Raw genomic sequence first — 17711 nt, 5'->3', positions numbered from 1 at the left:
TGTGGTATTTTGTTTGACTTTTAGGGGTCGTTGTTTTAGTATAATTCTATATATTTAATATATATAAATTCACGAGGAGGGGCACATAGGATGAAAACAGTTCAAATTTCTCTTAACTCAATTGACAAGGTTAAATCTTTCGTTAACACTATTAGCCAGTTTGACTATGATTTTGATCTTGTAAGTGGACGTTATGTAATCGATGCTAAGTCTATCATGGGTATTTTCTCTCTTGATTTATCTAAGCCTATCGATCTTACTGTACATGCTGAAGGCGATGCAGACGACGTGATGTCTACATTAAAGGATTACATCGTTTAATCCTTTCTTTAAGTAGTAAATATTAGGAGCTTTGCTAATAATAGCAAAGCTCTTTTATTTTACTTATTTAACTTTAATAACCTCTACTGACTCAATAGCCTGTTTCATAAGCTCATCAATCTTTTCATCTAACAGATGCTCGTGCTTTTCGATGGCTTCAAGCTTTGGCTTTGTAACAGGATGCTTAGCCACAAAAATGGTACAGCAATCCTCGTAAGGAAGAATCGAAGTCTCATAAGTGTCGATTTTCTCAGAGATATCTACAATATCCTGCTTGTCAAAAGCGATAAGCGGACGATATACAGGAAGTGAACAAACAGCATTAGTGCAGTTAAGGGACTGCATAGTCTGTGATGCAACCTGTCCGATAGACTCTCCAGTAACTAACGCAAGACAATCATTTTCCTTTGCAAAGTGTTCTGCTATTCTCATCATGTAACGACGCATGATAATAGTAAGCTCCTCATGAGCGCACTGCTGATAAATATATAACTGAATATCTGTAAAATTGACAATATGTAAATCAATAGGACCAGAATATTTAGCAACAAGCTTTGCTAAATCTACAACCTTTTGCTTTGCCTGCTCTGAAGTGTAAGGTGGTGCATGGAAATATGTTGCTGAAAGATTTACGCCACGCTTTGAAATCATGTAACCAGCAACTGGTGAATCGATACCACCTGAAAGTAAAAGCATAGCCTTACCTGCAGTGCCTACAGGCATACCATGTGGGCCTGGGATTTCTGTAGAATATATAGCAATATTCTCACGAACCTCAACAGTGATGATACGGTCTGGATTGTGAATATCTACATGAAGTTCAGGGAATGCATCGAGAAGTCTTGCGCCTATTTCTGCAGCTACTTCCATTGAAGTCATTGGATACTGCTTATTTGCGCGTCGTCCCATCACCTTAAAGCTAAAGTTTTTATCTGCGAATTCCTCGTCCACATATTTAATGACAGCTTCAGCCATGGCATCGAAGCCTTCATCTGGAACTACTACTGTAGGACAGATGGCACTAATACCAAATACATGCTGTAATGCATCAACCGCCTCATCATAGTCGTAGTCACCTTCTACAGAAATAAAAACACGACCACTCTGCTTCTTCACAATAAAATTGCCATCTACAGAATAAAGTGCTCTTTTAATCTGGCGCACAAGGGCGTCTTCGAACATAAATCTGTTTTTTCCCTTTACACCAATCTCTGAATACTTAATTAAAAATGCTTGATATGTCATAATACCTACTTTCCTTATAGTGTCATCATAGGAACTAATTCCTGAAGAGCTTTCACAGCTGTATCTACTTCCTCGAGAGTATTCTCCGGGCAAAAGCTAAATCTGATGGTGCGCTCCAGTAAATCTTTTTCGAGACCAATTGATTTAAGTGTTTCACTGATGGCAGGCTTATTTGAAGAGCAAGCTGAGCCTGCTGAAACAAAAATATCATAATTGTCCTGAAGAGCATTAAGGATAACCTGTGCTCTAGTACGATTGCCCTTTATGGAAACACTGACTATGTGAGGTGCATTCTGCTCATCCAAGTGTCCATTTACACTGACTCCATCGATTGCAGATACACCTTCAATTAAACGATGTCTCATAGCATACATATGGTTTCGATTTTCGTCAAGTGTATCGTAGGCTTTTTTGCTAGCTACGCCAAGTGCTGCAATTGCAGGAACATTTTCTGTCCCCGAACGCATACCACGCTCATGACCACCACCAAGTATCTGTGGAACCATAATATTATAAATGGATTCGTTTATATATATAAATCCAGAACCCTTTGGACCATGGATTTTGTGTCCGCTTACTGTAAGCATATCAATTCCCATTTTCTTTGGGAGAATTTTCATTTTTCCAAATGACTGGATGGAATCAACATGAAAAAGAATATCTTTATTGAATCCTTTGATAATTTTCGAAGCTTCCTCGATAGGCTGAATGGCACCTATTTCGTTGTTTACCATCATGATGGATACAAGAATAGTATCTTCTCTGAGGGCTGCTTTTAGTTCATCAAGACTTATAACTCCATATTCATCTGTTCCTAGATATGTAACTTCAAAGCCTTCTTTTTCAAGTGCTTTTACCGGATTTAAAACAGAGGCGTGCTCGATTTTAGTAGTAATTATGTGATTACCTCTGCGTTTTTTTGCAGCAGCGCCACCTTTAATTGCAAGGTTGTTTCCTTCTGTACCACCTGATGTGAAATAGATTTCTTTAGGTTGTACTTTTAAAATCCCTGCAATAGTTTCTCTACTTTCCTTAAGGTAATCCTTTCCTTTAGCCCCCATGCTATGTAAGGAGGATGGATTACCAAAATCCTCCTGAAGGCATTTTTTCATTATGTCAACTGCTTCATCGGCACAACGAGTTGTAGCCGAGTTGTCAAAATATATCATTTTAAAATTCCTCGCATTTAAGCATTAACATGCTAAGAGAGCATATTGCTGCCGTATCAGTTCTGAGTATTCTGTGACCTAGAGATATGAATTTCATAACATTCTCTGTCATCTCTATTTCTGAAGGGGCAAAGCCTCCCTCTGGCCCGATAAATACGCCTATGCTTTGTCCTGACTTAAGCCCAGCTAAAGCATCAAAGGTATCCTGCATTCCATTTTTACTCTCATAAGGAAGAAGCAAAACGTCTAAGGACTTTGCATATTCAAAGGCTTCCTTAAAGGTCATAACAGAATGAATCTGTGGGATAATAGAACGCTTTGATTGTTCGGCTGCAGATTTTGCAATGGCCTGATAACGCTCTACTTTAGATTTCTTTTTCTTTTCATCCAGTTTTACGATACAGTTTTTCATTTCAACCGGAATGATTTCAAAGGCTCCAAGCTCCACACATTTTTCTATAATAGTTTCCATTCTATCGCCCTTTGGGATAGCTTGAAACAAATAGATTTTGTTAGGTAGTTCGGTGGATGGCACCTGTTCAACTACAGATGCAATCAAGTCTTTGTCTTGAAAATCACTTACTTCGCAGATGTAGTTTGTTCCATCTGAAACAGAAACTCTTATTTTCTCTCCTACCTTTAGTCTAACTACCTTTGACAGATGATGTGCATCCTGGCCTGTTATATGAAATTGTGAATTTATAGGTGCTTCATTTACAAATACTTGCTGCATCTTAATTCTTTCTGGCAGTAATATTTACCCACTCGCCCTGGTGATTGATTTCTATTACCTCAAGTCCTGCTGACTCAATAGCCTGTTTTACTTCCTGTTCCTTGAAATCAATGATTCCTGAAGAAATAAAATAGGCTCCTGGTTTCATGGTTGGTGGAATAGCTGGCATCATCGCTATTATAATGTCAGCTAGGATATTTGCCACAACCACATCATAGCGCTCGTAACCGACCTTATCTTGAAGAGTTTTATCATCTATAAGATTTCCTACGTAAAAATCTCCTGCTGATTTATCAATGTGATTTACTTCAAAATTTTCATAAGTAGAAGCAATACAATCTTCATCAATATCTGTGCCAACAAGATGGCATTTTCCATCTAAAAGCTTGTGGGCGATGATAGATAAAATACCAGATCCACATCCTACATCAAGGATTTCATCATCAGCCTTAAGATATTTTTTAAGCTGTCGAATGCATAGCTGTGTAGTCTCGTGTTTGCCTGTTCCAAAGGATACACCTGGGTCGATTTCAACAAAAATGTTGCCCTTATCCTCTGGTGATATTTCTTCCCATGTAGGTTTAATAAGGATGTCATCTATATAGAAGGATTTAAAGAACTGCTTCCAATTGTTAATCCAATCCTCCTGCTCTGTTACAGAGGTATCGATGGTCCCTTCACCTATGTCTGAGAAGTCCTTTAGTTCATTTAAGGCATCCTTTACCTGCATCAAAAGAGTTTCGTGGTCATCGTCCTCTGATAAATAAAAAGAGACCTTTGATGCGCCTGTATCTTCCGGAAGATCCGGCTGAAGCTCCTCGAATTCACCGCCCTGTTTGTCTCCTGATACAGGAACATTGTTTTCTATTTCAATTGAATCAATACCAAGTTCCATAAGAGTTGCACTAACTATGTCTTCTGAAAGTGTATTAGTATTGATAGTGTATTTTATCCAATTCATATGTTTCCTCACATGAAAAATCACATATCAAGGTTTCCCTTGATATGTGGTTTATTTTTGTTATTACTGTTTTTCTGCGGCAGCCTTTGCAATTATATCATCCTTTAGGTCGACACATTTATCTTTAAGCTTTCTAGATGTACTTGGAGATTGAATCAAGCGTGCTATAAGCTTCATGGCTGCATCGTATTTCTTGAAATACACAGACATATTAGCCAGCATATACTCTACTGCCTCTGAGGCCATGCCACAATAAGGTGGTGTCTCCTGAGATATAGCTTTCATAAAACCTTCATAGGCCTGTGCATAAAAACCTTCGGCTTCCTTTTTTACCATATCAATAACTTGAGGATCAGCATCTTTATTCCCCTCAAGCTCTTTGAGCTGAGCACGACGTAGCCAGGCTATTTTTAAGCAAACATACGCCTTTTCTGACATCTTTGCTCTCTTTTTCATGGTACAAATGAGGGCCAACTTAAATTTTTCTATAGAATACTCATATGAATAAGTCTCTGGAAGGACCTCATTAGGCTGCGGCTTAAAGCTAGGACAAAACTCTGTACGAATAAGTTTCGCACGAGCTGTATCTATCTTTGAAAATGTAGTATCAAGCGCAGAGTAGCCACATCTAGGACAAGAATTAAAATCATATTTAATTTTGTCTACATGCTCATAATTCGGTCTTAAATCAAAATCAGGTTCAAGTCTTTTAAGTTTTGTAGCAAGAACCGCTTTGATAGGAAAATCCTTGTCGCAAATAGGACAACGAACCTTTTTATCTAAAACGAAATCCTTTTCTTGCTTCACTACAGGCGCTACAGTCTTTTTATCAGCTTCCTCATTTTTCTTTGGCTTTTCTTCAGCCAAAATATTCAGTTCCCCATCCATTGAGAAACCAAATTTCTCCATTCCAGAAAGTAAATTCATAACCCATCCTTTTTTGTGCTAGTTAGTAGTGCTAGGTAACTTAAACGAACTCTTTAAAGATACAATTCTATTAAATACTAAAGCATCCTCCCTAGAATCCTTAGCATCAACACAGAAAAATCCCTGTCTCACAAACTGGAAGCTATCATAGGCCTTGGCCTCTTTTAAAGATGGCTCCACGAGACAATTTTTAAGAACAGTCAGCGAGTTTGGATTTACATTCAAACTACCATCTTCATTATACACTCCTTTTTCTTCGTCTACAATATTTTCATAGAGACGTACCTCTGCAGGAAGAGCAGTCTTTGCAGCAACCCAATGGATTGTACCCTTTACTTTACGTCCATCTGGAGCATCACCACCCTTTGTAGCAGGGTCATATGTACAGTGGATACAGGTAACATTTCCATTTTCATCTGTTTCATATGAAGTACATGTTACAAAGTATGCATTCATTAAGCGCACTTCATTTCCTGGATATAATCTGAAGTATTTCTTAGGAGGCTCAATCATGAAATCCTCTCTATCGATATAAAGCTCCTTACCAAATGGTACCTGACGGCTTCCAAGCTCAGGATTCTCAAGGTTATTTGGAGCATCAAGCCATTCTACATCATCACCTTCGTAATTGTCGATAACAAGCTTTACTGGATCAAGGACAGCCATTACACGGCTACGCTTTGTCTTTAAATCCTCACGTATGCAATACTCAAGCATAGCATAATCCGATGAGGAATTAGCCTTTGAAATACCAGAAAGCTCAACAAACTTCCATAAAGACTCTGGTGTAAAACCACGACGACGAAGAGCTGCAATAGACACAAGACGTGGATCATCCCATCCGTCTACTATTCCATCTTCAACAAGCTTTTTAATATATCTCTTACCTGTAACAACATTTGTAAGATACATCTTAGCGAACTCAATCTGACGAGGTGGGTTAGCAAACCCTGCCGACTTAACTACCCAGTCATAAAGAGGTCTGTGATCTTCAAACTCAAGTGTACAGATAGAATGTGTTACATTCTCAAATGCATCCTCAAGCGGATGAGCAAAATCGTACATTGGATAAATGCACCACTTATCTCCTGTGTTGTGGTGAGTCATGTGTGCTACACGATAAAGGATTGGATCACGCATGTTGATGTTAGGTGAAGCCATATCGATTTTAGCACGAAGTGTGTGTGAACCATCCTCGTATTTGCCATTCTTCATGTCCTCGAACATCTGAAGGTTTTCTTCAACGCTTCTGTTTCTGTTTGGATCATCCTTTCCTGGATGCTCAAAATCGCCTCGATACTCTCTCATTTCCTCTGCTGAAAGGTCTGATACATACGCCAAGCCCTTTTTGATAAGGTCAACAGCTACATCGTACATTTTATCAAAATAGTTTGATGCAAAATAAAGATGCTCGCCCCAGTCAGCACCAAGCCATTGAATGTCAGCCTTGATTGAGTCAACAAATTCTACTCTTTCCTTTGTAGGATTTGTATCATCAAATCTCATATGGAACTCACCATTGTATTTTTTAGCGAGGCCATAATTAAGGATGATTGACTTAGCATGTCCAATATGTAAATATCCGTTAGGCTCAGGTGGAAAACGTGTACAAACATGGTCATAAACGCCTTCCTTTAAGTCCTTATCGATTTCTAATTCGATAAAATTTTTGCTTACTACTTCTTCACTCATTTAAAACTTATTTCCTCTCAATTTTATATAAAACCATTATCCTCTTAGGTTAGCTTGTGACAGCCACTGTAGAGACAAAGCTAACCTTACAAGTATAGGTTAATGTACATGTGTATGTGTAAATAAATGCTCGCTACAGTATTCGTAGTTGCCATTACATTTACTACAGAATCTGAATTCTAATTCTGGATTAGAAATCTCGGTGCGTCCGCAGACTGCACATTTATGTCTGGCGATAGGTGTACCATCACGATACTGTGTACGTGGTGGCGCAGCCTGTCGTCTGAACTCATTTCTTCTGTGGATTTCCTTTGGATTGTAACGGTTTAGGTTTCTAGTCATCAAAAAGAAAATCAAAAAATTGAGCAAGGACGCCATGATAGGCACAGCAATATACCATTGTCCTGAAATAAAGTGCTGAATGATTTCAAAACCAATGATGACAAGATAGAAAATGGACATCCATTTCATCTTGATAGGGATAATGAAATATAAAAGCACCTGCATATCAGGGAAACAGGTAGAAAACGCAAGGAAAATAGACAGATTTATGTAGTAGGTACTAATAAAGCTTCCTATTCCTATTGGCGCCGTTTTATTAATTAAAAAGTAAAGACCATAGGTAATAAATGCACCTATAATTGTAAATAACAGACCTCCAAATATGTATACGTTAAATCTGAAGGTACCCCAGGTATTTTCCAGTGATGAACCAAGCTGATAATATAAAAAGAACATTATCAAAGCCCAGAAAAAACTGGTTTGTGGTGGAATAATCACCCATGTAACAAGTCTCCAGATTTGACCATGTAAAATATGAAAAGGCTCAAGGGTCAAATAACTAAGATAAGGTACACCTGTGTATCTTTCTCCAAATTGAAGCAAATAGCCTAAAACGTAGCCAGCTAACAGATAAACTATTAGATTGCTAATGGCATGTTTGCCAAACTTTTTTTCCATTTTATCTAGCAATGTGTTATCCTCCAAAATAAATCTAGACAGAATAATAGACTTTAAAGATTATAAACCTTTGGGGGCGGTGGTGGCAATATTAAAATGATATTGTAGGATTAAGGTTGTTGGAGTACCACTACCTACGACACCTCATCCGGCCTGCGGCCACCTTCCCCTCAAGGGGAAGGCTTAGTTTACTTTTCTATTTTTTTATATGGGACGTAGTAGTATTTTCCTTCTTCTAACTGGATATTGTCGGGGATTTTGTCTTCTAAGGCAAGACTTACAGCCATGTGAGCTATTATTTTTCCTTTTTCTTTTGAATTATTAAGTACTGTGCCTTCTATGAGACCTTCTGAAATATCCTCTATTACTTCTTCCTGACCATTGACTCCTACTATAAGGGGCAGCTTTTGCACGCCAAAATCAATAAGAGCGTCTAGGGCACCAAGTGCCATATTGTCATCATTTGCTAATACAAGTTCAATTTGACGGGGGTACCCCTGCAAAAGGGAAGTGATTTTTGTTTGAGCCTGTCTTCTGTCCCAGTTTGCAATTTCATCTCCAAGTCTCTCCAGGCGAATATCTCCAGCCTGAATTGTATCTACGGAAACTCGACTCCTTAGTATGGCATCCTGATGACCAGCCTCACCTTCCAACAAAACATATTGAATGACACCATCACCGCTTACATCTATTTCCTCAAATCTTTCATTTAAAGCATCAAGCACGATTTCTCCCTGAAGCCTACCGCTTTCCTCTGGTTTAGCTCCTACATAATAAAGCTTACCAAAGCGTTTTAAATCATCCTCTACCAGCTCTCTGTTGAAAAATATAATTGGAACATCTGCAGATTTTGCTTTTTCTATGATTACGGATGGGTCCGTCCTATCCACAAGATTCACACATACCACGTCATAATCTTTATCTATAAAATCCTCCACCTGGTCGTTTTGTACCAGCTGATTTGAATTGGAATAAACCACTGTGCAATCCACATCACAGCTTAAAACTTTTCCATAAGCCTGCAAATATTCTTCTATGTTTTTCCTTATGTCCTCTGTGAAAGGATCAAACTCACTGTACATAGTAACGCCTATGCGAACTGTCTTTTTTTGTTCCTCATCACCTTTTTGAACACTGCATCCAGCTAGCACGCTCAATGCTATAAAAACTATGCAGGCCAAAATTATACACCTTTTCATACTTCTCCTATTTTACAAATGGAAAAAGAACCATTTCCATATCATCAGAATACAACACATCTCTGTCAGCAATATAATAAAATGATTTTTCCTTTGCTATTTTATCTAAGCTGTAATCTTTAAGGGCATGTCTTACAGCAGTGTATCCCATAGAGTATTCATCTTTATAGGCTAAAGCCTCCACAGAACCATTATCCAGGTAGTATACAGCTTCGCTGCTATTGTCTACTCCGTATATTTTAACAAATGGGTTGATTCTGGTATTTGCCTCAACTGCCGCAGAAAGCGAAGGACGGTCAAGAGCTATTACGGTATCAAAAAGACCGGACTGCTCTAAATTGTACATACTTTGCTTTAGCTTTTTTACATCCTTTGAAAGAGGACGATATTCAACTTTTCTTCCTGATTCTATGATTGATGTTTTAAAGCCTTCTATCGCATTTACGTATTCCTTATTATCTCCTGATGAAACCAGCAAAATACTGTCACAATCACTATTTGCCAATACATAATTACTAAAATCCTCAGCCAATGAAAAATCATCAACCATATCGGTCCCATCGTAATATCTTAAATTATGATTGGCTACCACAAAATAAACATCAGCCTCTGTCGCTTCCTCTTTTGAAATATTTACAAAATCAATAAGGCAGTTCTTATCCTCTCCTGCGCTTATTGCTCCCGCTTTCATATTCTCGTAGTCATTGGGATTGTCCCCATCTACAAGAAAAACTATTTTTACCAGGTCTTTTCTTTTGACGCCATATCTAAAATTGATGATTGAATCAAAAAGAAGTAGCAACAATACTGATATTACAAAAAGTCTAATTAATTTTTTATTTTTCATTGCCATCACCTCCCATGTATTCGTCCATGGTCATTTTAGGCAAATGAATGGTAGCCACTGTGCCTTCATCAAGCTCACTTTCAAGGGTCAGGCCGTAGTCATTTTTGAAATATAGATTTATGCGCTGATTGATATTCCAAAGTCCAATGCCGCTTCCCTTGCCCCCTGATTTAGTCTTTTCCACAAGAAGATTTGCAAGAGTCTCTGGAGGAATTCCCATGCCGTTATCTCTAACCTCTATATAGATATCTTCATCTTTCTCGTAGCCTTTTATATCGATGATTCCCTCATCATCCAAATCACCAACAGCATGATAGATAGCATTTTCTATAAGAGGCTGAATAATCAGCTTGATAGTGACACAATCCTCGATTGCAGGGTCAATATCTATATTTGCCTCGAATTTGTTTTTGTACCTGACCTTCTGTATGGCAAGATAATTTCTGGCATGAGTAATCTCATCCTTTATTGTGATTATATTATTTCCCTTGCTAAGACTGATTCTAAAAAGTGAAGCGAGGCTTGTTATCATGGAAATGGCATCCTGATATTTTTCAGCTTCTATCATCCATATTACAGAATCCAAGGTATTGTACAAAAAATGAGGATTGATCTGCGCCTGCAGAGCATTCAATTCGGATTTACGTTTTTCCTTTTGCTCTCTAACTCTCTCATCCATCAAATCACGCATCTGAAGTACTAATGATCTGATGGTACGGCCCAAGTGTCTGATTTCATGGGAGCCACCAATGTACACCTCATCTGCTTCAAGGCTTCCATCCTCGATGCTTTTCAGAGAATTTTCAAGACGTCTAATTGGTTCAGTAACAATCTTAGAGATAATTATATTTCCAAATACAATAAGGAAAATACTGACTGTAACAATAATAATCATAAAAGCTCTAAACTGATTAAATGGTGCTGAAAGCTCTGACACAGGCATAACAGATACTATTTTCCAACCAGTATAACCGATAGTTTTTACAACAACAGCTCTCTTTTCTCCCAGGAATTTTTCCATATGACTTCCATCATCATAGGAAACAGCCTCCATGTTATTTTCCTGAAGCAAGCCTCCTGAAATAGCCTTTTGCTTTGGGTGGTAAATAATATCTCCATCGGAATCTATAAGATACACATAGCCTGCTCCTCTTTCATTGACGCGGGAAAACATTTGCTCGATTGCTGAATAATTCATATCTACCAAAAGAATTCCTCGCCTTGTGTAGCCCATGTAATTAAGGTCAACACTTCTGGTCAAAGAAACAACCCAATAGTATCTGTAATTACTGCTTTCAAACATGTTTTGAACATGTGGTTTTGAGAAATGAAAATTTTCGATTTTTTCCTCTGTACTTAAAAACCAGTCCTGTTCTGTAAAATCCACTCCTGTTTTTCTCGTGGCAATAGGAGCTGCAGAAATAAGAGCCCCGTCCTGTGAAATACAGGCGATGCTTATTAAGTCGTCTTTATTGGCCTCGTATAAAAGGTCCATCTCCTTGTTCATGGTGTCACTTGTCAAATCAAGATTTTTGATGACACTGTAATACATACTGTTTGAGATGCCCATCATATTACGTAAATACGAATTGACGGTCCAGCTCATTTGGTCTATAACCTGCTTATTGTTTTCGATTGTAGTTTGTCTGGCAGTGTTAATATAGCTGGTATAAATCGCAAGAGTAACAAAAACCATACTTATGACAGCAACAATGGTAAAGGACAGAGAAATAATCAGCTGAATACTTCTTCTTTTAGAGGCATGACGAACTTTTTTAAATTGATTTTTTAAATCAAAAGTTATCATCAATTACCCCTCTGTTGCCTATATTTAGACGGAGAAATCCCGTAGGCCTTTTTAAAAACATAGCTAAAATAATTAGGCTCATCATAGCCTACCATTCCTGCTATCATGTAGGCCTTTTCATCGGTGTTTTCAAGAAGCCACTTTGCCTTTTCCATACGAAGATTTGTAAGATAAGCAATAAAGGTATCTCCTGTTTTTTTCCTGAACAGGGTAGAAAAATAATTGGGAGTGACATTTAAAATAGAACAAATCCTATCCACGGACAAATCGCCCTCATTGAAATGCTCTAAAATATAATCCCTTGCCTTTTCAACAAGGTCATAGGCATTTGAATCAGAAGTCTGATCATTAAAAAACTTAATACTCTCCTGATAATAGCGTTGTAAATTTTCAAGGTTGCGTCTCTTTTCTGATTCATCATCAAGGCGCACTTTTAAACGTGAAAAAAGCTGATATAGCTCATCAGAATTGACAGGCTTAAGGATGTACTCCTCCACAGACAGTTCGATTGCTTCTTTTGCATATTCGAACTCGTCATAGCCTGATAGAATAACAAATTTTGTGTCTGGAAGCTCGGCTTTTAGTTGCTTTGAGAACTGCAGACCATTCATAAATGGCATATTGATGTCTGTAAGCACCACATCTGGATGGCTCTTCAAAGCCATCTCTAAAGCATCAAAGCCATTTCCTGCAGACCCCACTACATTAAAATCAAGCTCCGACCAATTGATTTTCTTTTCGATGGCGATGCGGACTTCCTCCTCGTCATCTACTAACATAACATTATACATATAAACCTCTCCCTAATACGACCCCTCGTAGGATTATTATAACAAATAAGGATGCCTTTCGGCATCCTAAATATAATGCGAAGTATATATAAATACTTTAGATACACACCTCATCCGCCCTTCGGGCACCTTCCCCTCAAGGGGAAGGCATGGGACCTCAATTCTTCTTGCGTTTCGAGAGCACATCTACTGTTACAGCACCAAGAAGTACAGCACCTTTTACTATTTTTTGGATATCTGTAGACCATCCAAAGAGTGACATACCATTGTTGAGGACACCCATTACAAAGGCGCCTACTACTGCTCCAAGGATTGTTCCTGAACCACCGGCTACGGCTGCACCACCGATGTAGCAAGACGCAATGGCATCCATTTCGAAACCATCACCAGCCTTAGGTGTTGAAGAACCGTTTCTTGCTGAAAGAACTATACCTGCTATGGCTGCAAGTACACCCATGTTTGTGTATACCCAGAAGAATACTTTGTTTGTATCAATACCTGAAAGGTTGGCTGCTTTTCTGTTGCCACCAAGTGCATATATCTGACGACCAGCTACTGTTTTTGTAGTAACAAAAGCATATATTCCAATGAGTACTACCATGATTAAAAGTACAAAAGGAAGACCATTGTAACGAGCAAGCTTGTAGAAGAAGAACCAAATGATGAAAAGCTCAATTACAAGCTTTACTACTGTCTGCCAGGTTGGTGCTAAAACAAAATTATATTTCTTTTTTGTATTAATGCCCTTAATCTCTGTCCATACAAGTGCTACTGATGCAATAAGGGCAATAGCTATTGATACTAAATCGAGGATTCCATCACCAAAGAAAATCTTGTAGGTTGGAAGGAAGCCTGCACCGATAAAGTTGTAATTAGTAGGAAGTGGGCCTTTGGTCTGAGCCTGAAGCAGTGTATAGGTAAGACCGCGGCCCATAAGCATTGTAGCGAGTGTAACAACAAATGGTGGGATGCTCAGGTAAGCTATAAAGAAGCCCGCAAACATACCTACTAATAGACCAATCGCAAGCGCGCAAAGGATTGCAACCCACATATTCATTTTATAGTCCATCATCATGATACCGGCTGTGGCACCACAAAGAGCAACTACAGATCCAACACCAAGGTCAACGTTTCCTGTAAGTACGCAAAGCAGCATACCGATTGCGAGAATTACAACATAGCCATTTTGCATAACCAGGTTGTTAATGTTCATTGGTGTAAGGTTCTTTCCTCCGGTAAGGAGGGCAAAAATCAAATATATAACAATAAGGGCAATGAACATGCCATATTGCTTCATGTCTAAATTAGCTCTCTTATTTTCCATTTCCATCATCCTTTCTGTTGTGAGCCATTACGCACTGCATAATTCTTTCCTGAGAAACCTCTTCTTTGGAAAGCTCACCCGCAATCTCTCCCTCATTAATGACATAAATTCTGTCGCAGGTACCAATAATTTCAGGCATTTCAGATGAAATTACAATTACCGCCTTCCCCGCTCTTGCCAAATCATTAATGACGCAATATATTTCGTATTTGGCACCTACATCAATGCCGCGTGTAGGCTCGTCAAGTATCAAAACATCAGGTTGAGTAAGCATCCATTTTGCCAACACTACCTTTTGCTGATTACCGCCTGAAAGAGAGCCTACCACCTGATTGATGGAATTCGCTTTTACGTTAATTTTCTTTTTATATTCTTCAGCAGCTAAAATCTCCTCGTTGCCATTTATGACACCTCGCTTTGAGAAAAACTTTGGACGAGCTGCAAGAGCCATATTTTCTTTGATATCACCAATTAAAATAAGTCCATTTGTCTTTCTATCCTCGGTTACATAAGCAAGCTTATTATTAATAGCATCCTTTACTGTGTGAAGGTTAACCTCTTTTCCGTTAATCTTTACTGTACCAGAGATTTTCTGTCCGTAGCTGTGTCCAAACACACTCATGGCAAATTCTGTACGACCAGCGCCCATAAGTCCTGCCAGACCAACTACCTCTCCTGCTTTAACTTCGATGTTAATATTTTTAAGAACCTGACGTTCAGGATCATCTGGATGATATACATTCCAATTTTTAACTTCAAAAATAGTGTCGCCTATTGTAACACCCTCTCTCACAGGATATCGATTAGTAAGCTCACGCCCCACCATAGCCTTAATAACCCTATCCTCAGAGAAATCATCAACTCCCTTTACAAGAGTCTCTATTGTTTGACCATCACGGATAACAGTAACTGCATCTGCAACGTAGCTAATCTCATTTAACTTATGAGAAATAATGATACAGGTAATTCCCTGCTTTTTGAGCTCCAGCATAATATCAAGAAGCTTTTTAGACTCCTCATCATTTAAGGCGGCGGTAGGCTCGTCCAAAATAAGTAATTCTACCTTTTTTGCCATTGCCTTTGCAATTTCAATAAGCTGCTGTTTTCCAACACCTAATGAGTTTACTGGAGCATTTACATTTTCATTTTCAAGACCAACTCTGGAAAGCATTTCCTGTGCACGCTGTCTGGTCTTTGTCCAGTCAATAACGCCCTTCATGGAAAGCTGTTCATTTCCCAAAAATACATTTTCTGCAATTGAAAGAAGGGGACTTAATGCAAGCTCCTGATGAATAATAACTATGCCCTTGGCCTCGGAATCTCTAAGGTTATGGAATTTGCATACCTCCCCATGGTATACAACATCTCCTTCATAGGTTCCGTATGGATAAACTCCTGAAAGGACATTCATCAGTGTAGACTTACCAGCTCCATTCTCTCCACAAAGAGCATGGATTTCTCCCTTTTTTACCTGCAGATTTACATCATCGAGTGCCCTGACACCTGAGAACTCTTTTATGATATGTTTCATTTCCAAGATGTAATCTGACATATTATCTTCTCCTTTATAAAACACCTCATCCTCCGATTTTGTCGACGGATGAGGTGTACAAAATCTTATTCAGCTAACTGCTCCTCTGTGTAGTAGCCACCATCAACAATAATCTTCTTGTAGTTATCCTTGTCTACTGCAACTGGAGTGCAAAGGTATGAAGGAACAACAAGTTTTCCGTTGTCATACTGCTCCTTATCATTAATTTCAGGCTCTGAACCCTCAAGAACTGCCTGAACCATTGTTACGCACTTGTCTGCAAGTAGACGTGTATCCTTGTAGATAGACATTGTCTGAGAACCTGCGATGATGTTCTTTGTAGCCATAAGCTCAGCATCCTGACCTGTGATAAGTGGCCAATCCTCGCCAACCTTGTAGCCAGCGCCTTCAAGAGCTGCTTTACATCCATATGCAAAACCATCAAAAGCTGTTGCACAGATGTCTAGCTTGTCATTTGCATAGAAGCCTGTAAGGTAATTCTCACAGTTCTGCTGTGCTGTTTCCTGAGACCATCTTAAGATACATGTATCTTCAAAGGATGTTCTGCCTGATTTACATACAAGTGTGCCATCATCAAGATATGGCTGAAGTACTTCCATAAGACCGTTGTAAAGCATTACAGCGTTATTGTCGTCTGGAGAGCCCATGAAAAACTCGATTGTATAGGTTTCAGAAGTATTTGCAAGATCCTTGCTTTCTTCGATGTATTTACCGATTGCTGTACCAACACCCTTGTTATCAAATGTTGCGTAGTAGCTTACAGCATCTGTATCCATAAGAAGACGGTCGTAAGCAATGATTGGAATACCAGCTTCCTTTGCCTGTGCTTCTACATTTACAAGAGCTGATGAATCAACAGCTGCGATAACGAGGCAATCTGCGCCAGCTGCAATCATGTTCTCAATCTGAGATACCTGAGCCTGTACATCATCCTCTGCATACTGAAGATCAACCTCGTAGCCTAAAGCTTCAAGCTTCTGCTTCATGTTACTACCATCATTAATCCATCTTTCTGAAGACTGTGTAGGCATTGCAACTGCAACCTTTTTGCCAGTTGAAGCAGCCTTGTCTGCTCCCCCATCATCAGATGTTTCTGCTGAAGTATCTGCCGCTGTATCAGCAGGTGCACCTGTGTCTGCAGGTCCGCAACCAACAGCCAACCCCATGGCCATGATTGCTGTGAGCATTAAACTTAGAACTCTTTTTTTCATTTCCTTCTCCTCCTAAAAATGATTTGTGGCAACTCATTTGCCGTTCTTTAAACTAATTAAATTCTAGACTTTGACAGATGCAAAAAGAATATAAAATTCTATTTTTAATCTTAGAATTTCTACACAGTTTCTTCACAGATTTTTTGCATAAAAAAATACGGCTGCCTAATCATAAGACAACCGTATTTACGTATTTCAAAATTAAATTTTACTGCTTATCTTTAAGTTCAAGGTAAAGAGCTGCATCTGTAGAATTCATATATGGTCCTACCCAGAAAAATGCTGCAATACCAAGGGTAATGATACTAAGAAGTATCCATCCAATAAATGATAAATCAAGCAGGAATGCCTTCCACTTATTTCCGTTCATCATCTCTCTTGAACGAGTAATTACTTCTGTAGCTGAAAGTTCTGGATTATCCTTGATAATATATGGAACCATGCGATATGAATACGCTTTTACGATACCTGGAATAATAAACAGGCAGGTCCATAAAAGATTAAATAAATCTCTTAAAAATAATGTACAGAAGATGTGACCGAAATCAGAAAAACCTTCTTTTACAGCACCTAAATCAGCTGGTGGATTAAGTACATTTTTCTTGAAGAAATTGTAGCATCCAACCTCTAATGGATTCTTAATAAAAATTCTAATAAGAAGTCCAATGATAAGTCCTATTCCAATGATTCCACCTAAAATACCTAAAACTGCAAGCTGTTCTGAGGTAGTAAGATCAAGTGTACTAGTCTCTGTTCCCGAAGTATTTCCTGCGGAAGATGCAGAATAAGCAACCCCAGTTACCATTGAAAGAATAAATGTTACAAGAACACTCTTCCAATAATTTGCTTTAAAAGCTTCACGCCCTTTAGCCTTTACTTCACTAATAGTCCACATAGTTTATTCTCCTTTCAGTATCAAATATTAGAGTTATATCTCATACATCTATAATACTTGACTTTTCGGTGAATAAT

16 protein-coding genes are annotated in these 17711 nt (G+C 38.6%); 1 reads left to right on the top strand and 15 read right to left on the bottom strand.

Annotated features, from left to right (window positions below; translation table 11 throughout):
* Positions 1 to 90 precede the first annotated feature (90 nt).
* On the top strand, positions 91 to 321 hold the full coding sequence (locus BLV53_RS00385; RefSeq protein ID WP_090295519.1) for an HPr family phosphocarrier protein: 231 nt from the start codon (positions 91 to 93) through the stop codon (positions 319 to 321).
* A gap of 63 nt (positions 322 to 384) precedes the next feature.
* On the opposite strand, the gene thiI is transcribed toward BLV53_RS00385, so the two are convergent.
* The 15 genes from thiI to BLV53_RS00310 all read right to left on the bottom strand — a co-directional run bounded on the left by thiI (position 385) and on the right by BLV53_RS00310 (position 17634).
* On the bottom strand, positions 385 to 1566 hold the full coding sequence (gene thiI, locus BLV53_RS00380; protein ID WP_090295515.1) for a tRNA uracil 4-sulfurtransferase ThiI: 1182 nt from the start codon (positions 1564 to 1566) through the stop codon (positions 385 to 387).
* Positions 1567 to 1580: 14 nt separating this feature from the next.
* A complete protein-coding gene (locus BLV53_RS00375; protein WP_090295513.1) occupies positions 1581 to 2735 on the bottom strand; it encodes a cysteine desulfurase family protein in 1155 nt (384 codons plus the stop codon).
* 1 nt (position 2736) lies between these two features.
* Positions 2737 to 3468, bottom strand: a complete 732-nt coding sequence (locus tag BLV53_RS00370) for an RsmE family RNA methyltransferase (RefSeq protein ID WP_090295511.1) — start codon at positions 3466 to 3468, stop codon at positions 2737 to 2739.
* 1 nt (position 3469) lies between these two features.
* On the bottom strand, positions 3470 to 4429 hold the full coding sequence (prmA, locus tag BLV53_RS00365; RefSeq protein WP_090295509.1) for a 50S ribosomal protein L11 methyltransferase: 960 nt from the start codon (positions 4427 to 4429) through the stop codon (positions 3470 to 3472).
* Between the two features lie 63 nt (positions 4430 to 4492).
* Positions 4493 to 5356, bottom strand: coding sequence for a DUF2225 domain-containing protein (locus tag BLV53_RS00360; RefSeq protein WP_090295507.1), 864 nt, complete (start codon positions 5354 to 5356; stop codon positions 4493 to 4495).
* A gap of 18 nt (positions 5357 to 5374) precedes the next feature.
* Complete coding sequence (locus BLV53_RS00355; RefSeq protein WP_090295504.1) at positions 5375 to 7048, bottom strand: glutamine--tRNA ligase/YqeY domain fusion protein; 1674 nt, start codon at positions 7046 to 7048, stop codon at positions 5375 to 5377.
* A 99-nt stretch (positions 7049 to 7147) separates the two neighbouring features.
* Positions 7148 to 8008, bottom strand: a complete 861-nt coding sequence (locus BLV53_RS00350) for a hypothetical protein (RefSeq protein WP_090296713.1) — start codon at positions 8006 to 8008, stop codon at positions 7148 to 7150.
* Between the two features lie 188 nt (positions 8009 to 8196).
* Entirely contained in the window at positions 8197 to 9207 is a 1011-nt protein-coding gene (locus BLV53_RS00345; RefSeq protein WP_090295502.1) for a galactose ABC transporter substrate-binding protein, read from the bottom strand.
* Positions 9208 to 9214: 7 nt separating this feature from the next.
* Positions 9215 to 10054 carry a type 1 periplasmic-binding domain-containing protein gene (locus BLV53_RS00340; protein ID WP_090295499.1) on the bottom strand — a complete coding sequence of 280 codons (840 nt, stop codon included), beginning with the start codon at positions 10052 to 10054 and terminating at the stop codon, positions 9215 to 9217.
* On the bottom strand, positions 10044 to 11861 hold the full coding sequence (locus BLV53_RS00335) for a sensor histidine kinase (RefSeq protein ID WP_090295497.1): 1818 nt from the start codon (positions 11859 to 11861) through the stop codon (positions 10044 to 10046). Before BLV53_RS00335 ends, BLV53_RS00340 begins: the two co-directional genes overlap by 11 nt.
* Positions 11861 to 12652 (bottom strand): response regulator transcription factor, encoded by a 792-nt coding sequence (locus BLV53_RS00330; protein ID WP_090295495.1) that lies wholly within the window; start codon positions 12650 to 12652, stop codon positions 11861 to 11863. The genes BLV53_RS00335 and BLV53_RS00330 overlap by 1 nt, the downstream gene beginning before the upstream one ends.
* A gap of 157 nt (positions 12653 to 12809) precedes the next feature.
* Positions 12810 to 13976: a multiple monosaccharide ABC transporter permease gene (mmsB, locus tag BLV53_RS00325; protein WP_090295492.1), complete on the bottom strand. Its 1167-nt coding sequence runs from the start codon at positions 13974 to 13976 to the stop codon at positions 12810 to 12812.
* On the bottom strand, positions 13966 to 15528 hold the full coding sequence (gene mmsA, locus BLV53_RS00320; protein ID WP_090295489.1) for a multiple monosaccharide ABC transporter ATP-binding protein: 1563 nt from the start codon (positions 15526 to 15528) through the stop codon (positions 13966 to 13968). The genes mmsB and mmsA overlap by 11 nt, the downstream gene beginning before the upstream one ends.
* A gap of 65 nt (positions 15529 to 15593) precedes the next feature.
* Complete coding sequence (gene chvE, locus BLV53_RS00315; RefSeq protein WP_090295486.1) at positions 15594 to 16739, bottom strand: multiple monosaccharide ABC transporter substrate-binding protein; 1146 nt, start codon at positions 16737 to 16739, stop codon at positions 15594 to 15596.
* 208 nt (positions 16740 to 16947) lie between these two features.
* Positions 16948 to 17634: a DUF975 family protein gene (locus BLV53_RS00310; RefSeq protein ID WP_090295483.1), complete on the bottom strand. Its 687-nt coding sequence runs from the start codon at positions 17632 to 17634 to the stop codon at positions 16948 to 16950.
* Positions 17635 to 17711 lie beyond the last annotated feature (77 nt).

The organism is Pseudobutyrivibrio sp. ACV-2, from assembly GCF_900107545.1.
Classification (GTDB): domain Bacteria; phylum Bacillota; class Clostridia; order Lachnospirales; family Lachnospiraceae; genus Pseudobutyrivibrio.
The sequence above is the reverse complement of the archived record's forward strand: the minus strand, read 5'-3'. Positions and strand labels throughout refer to the sequence as shown.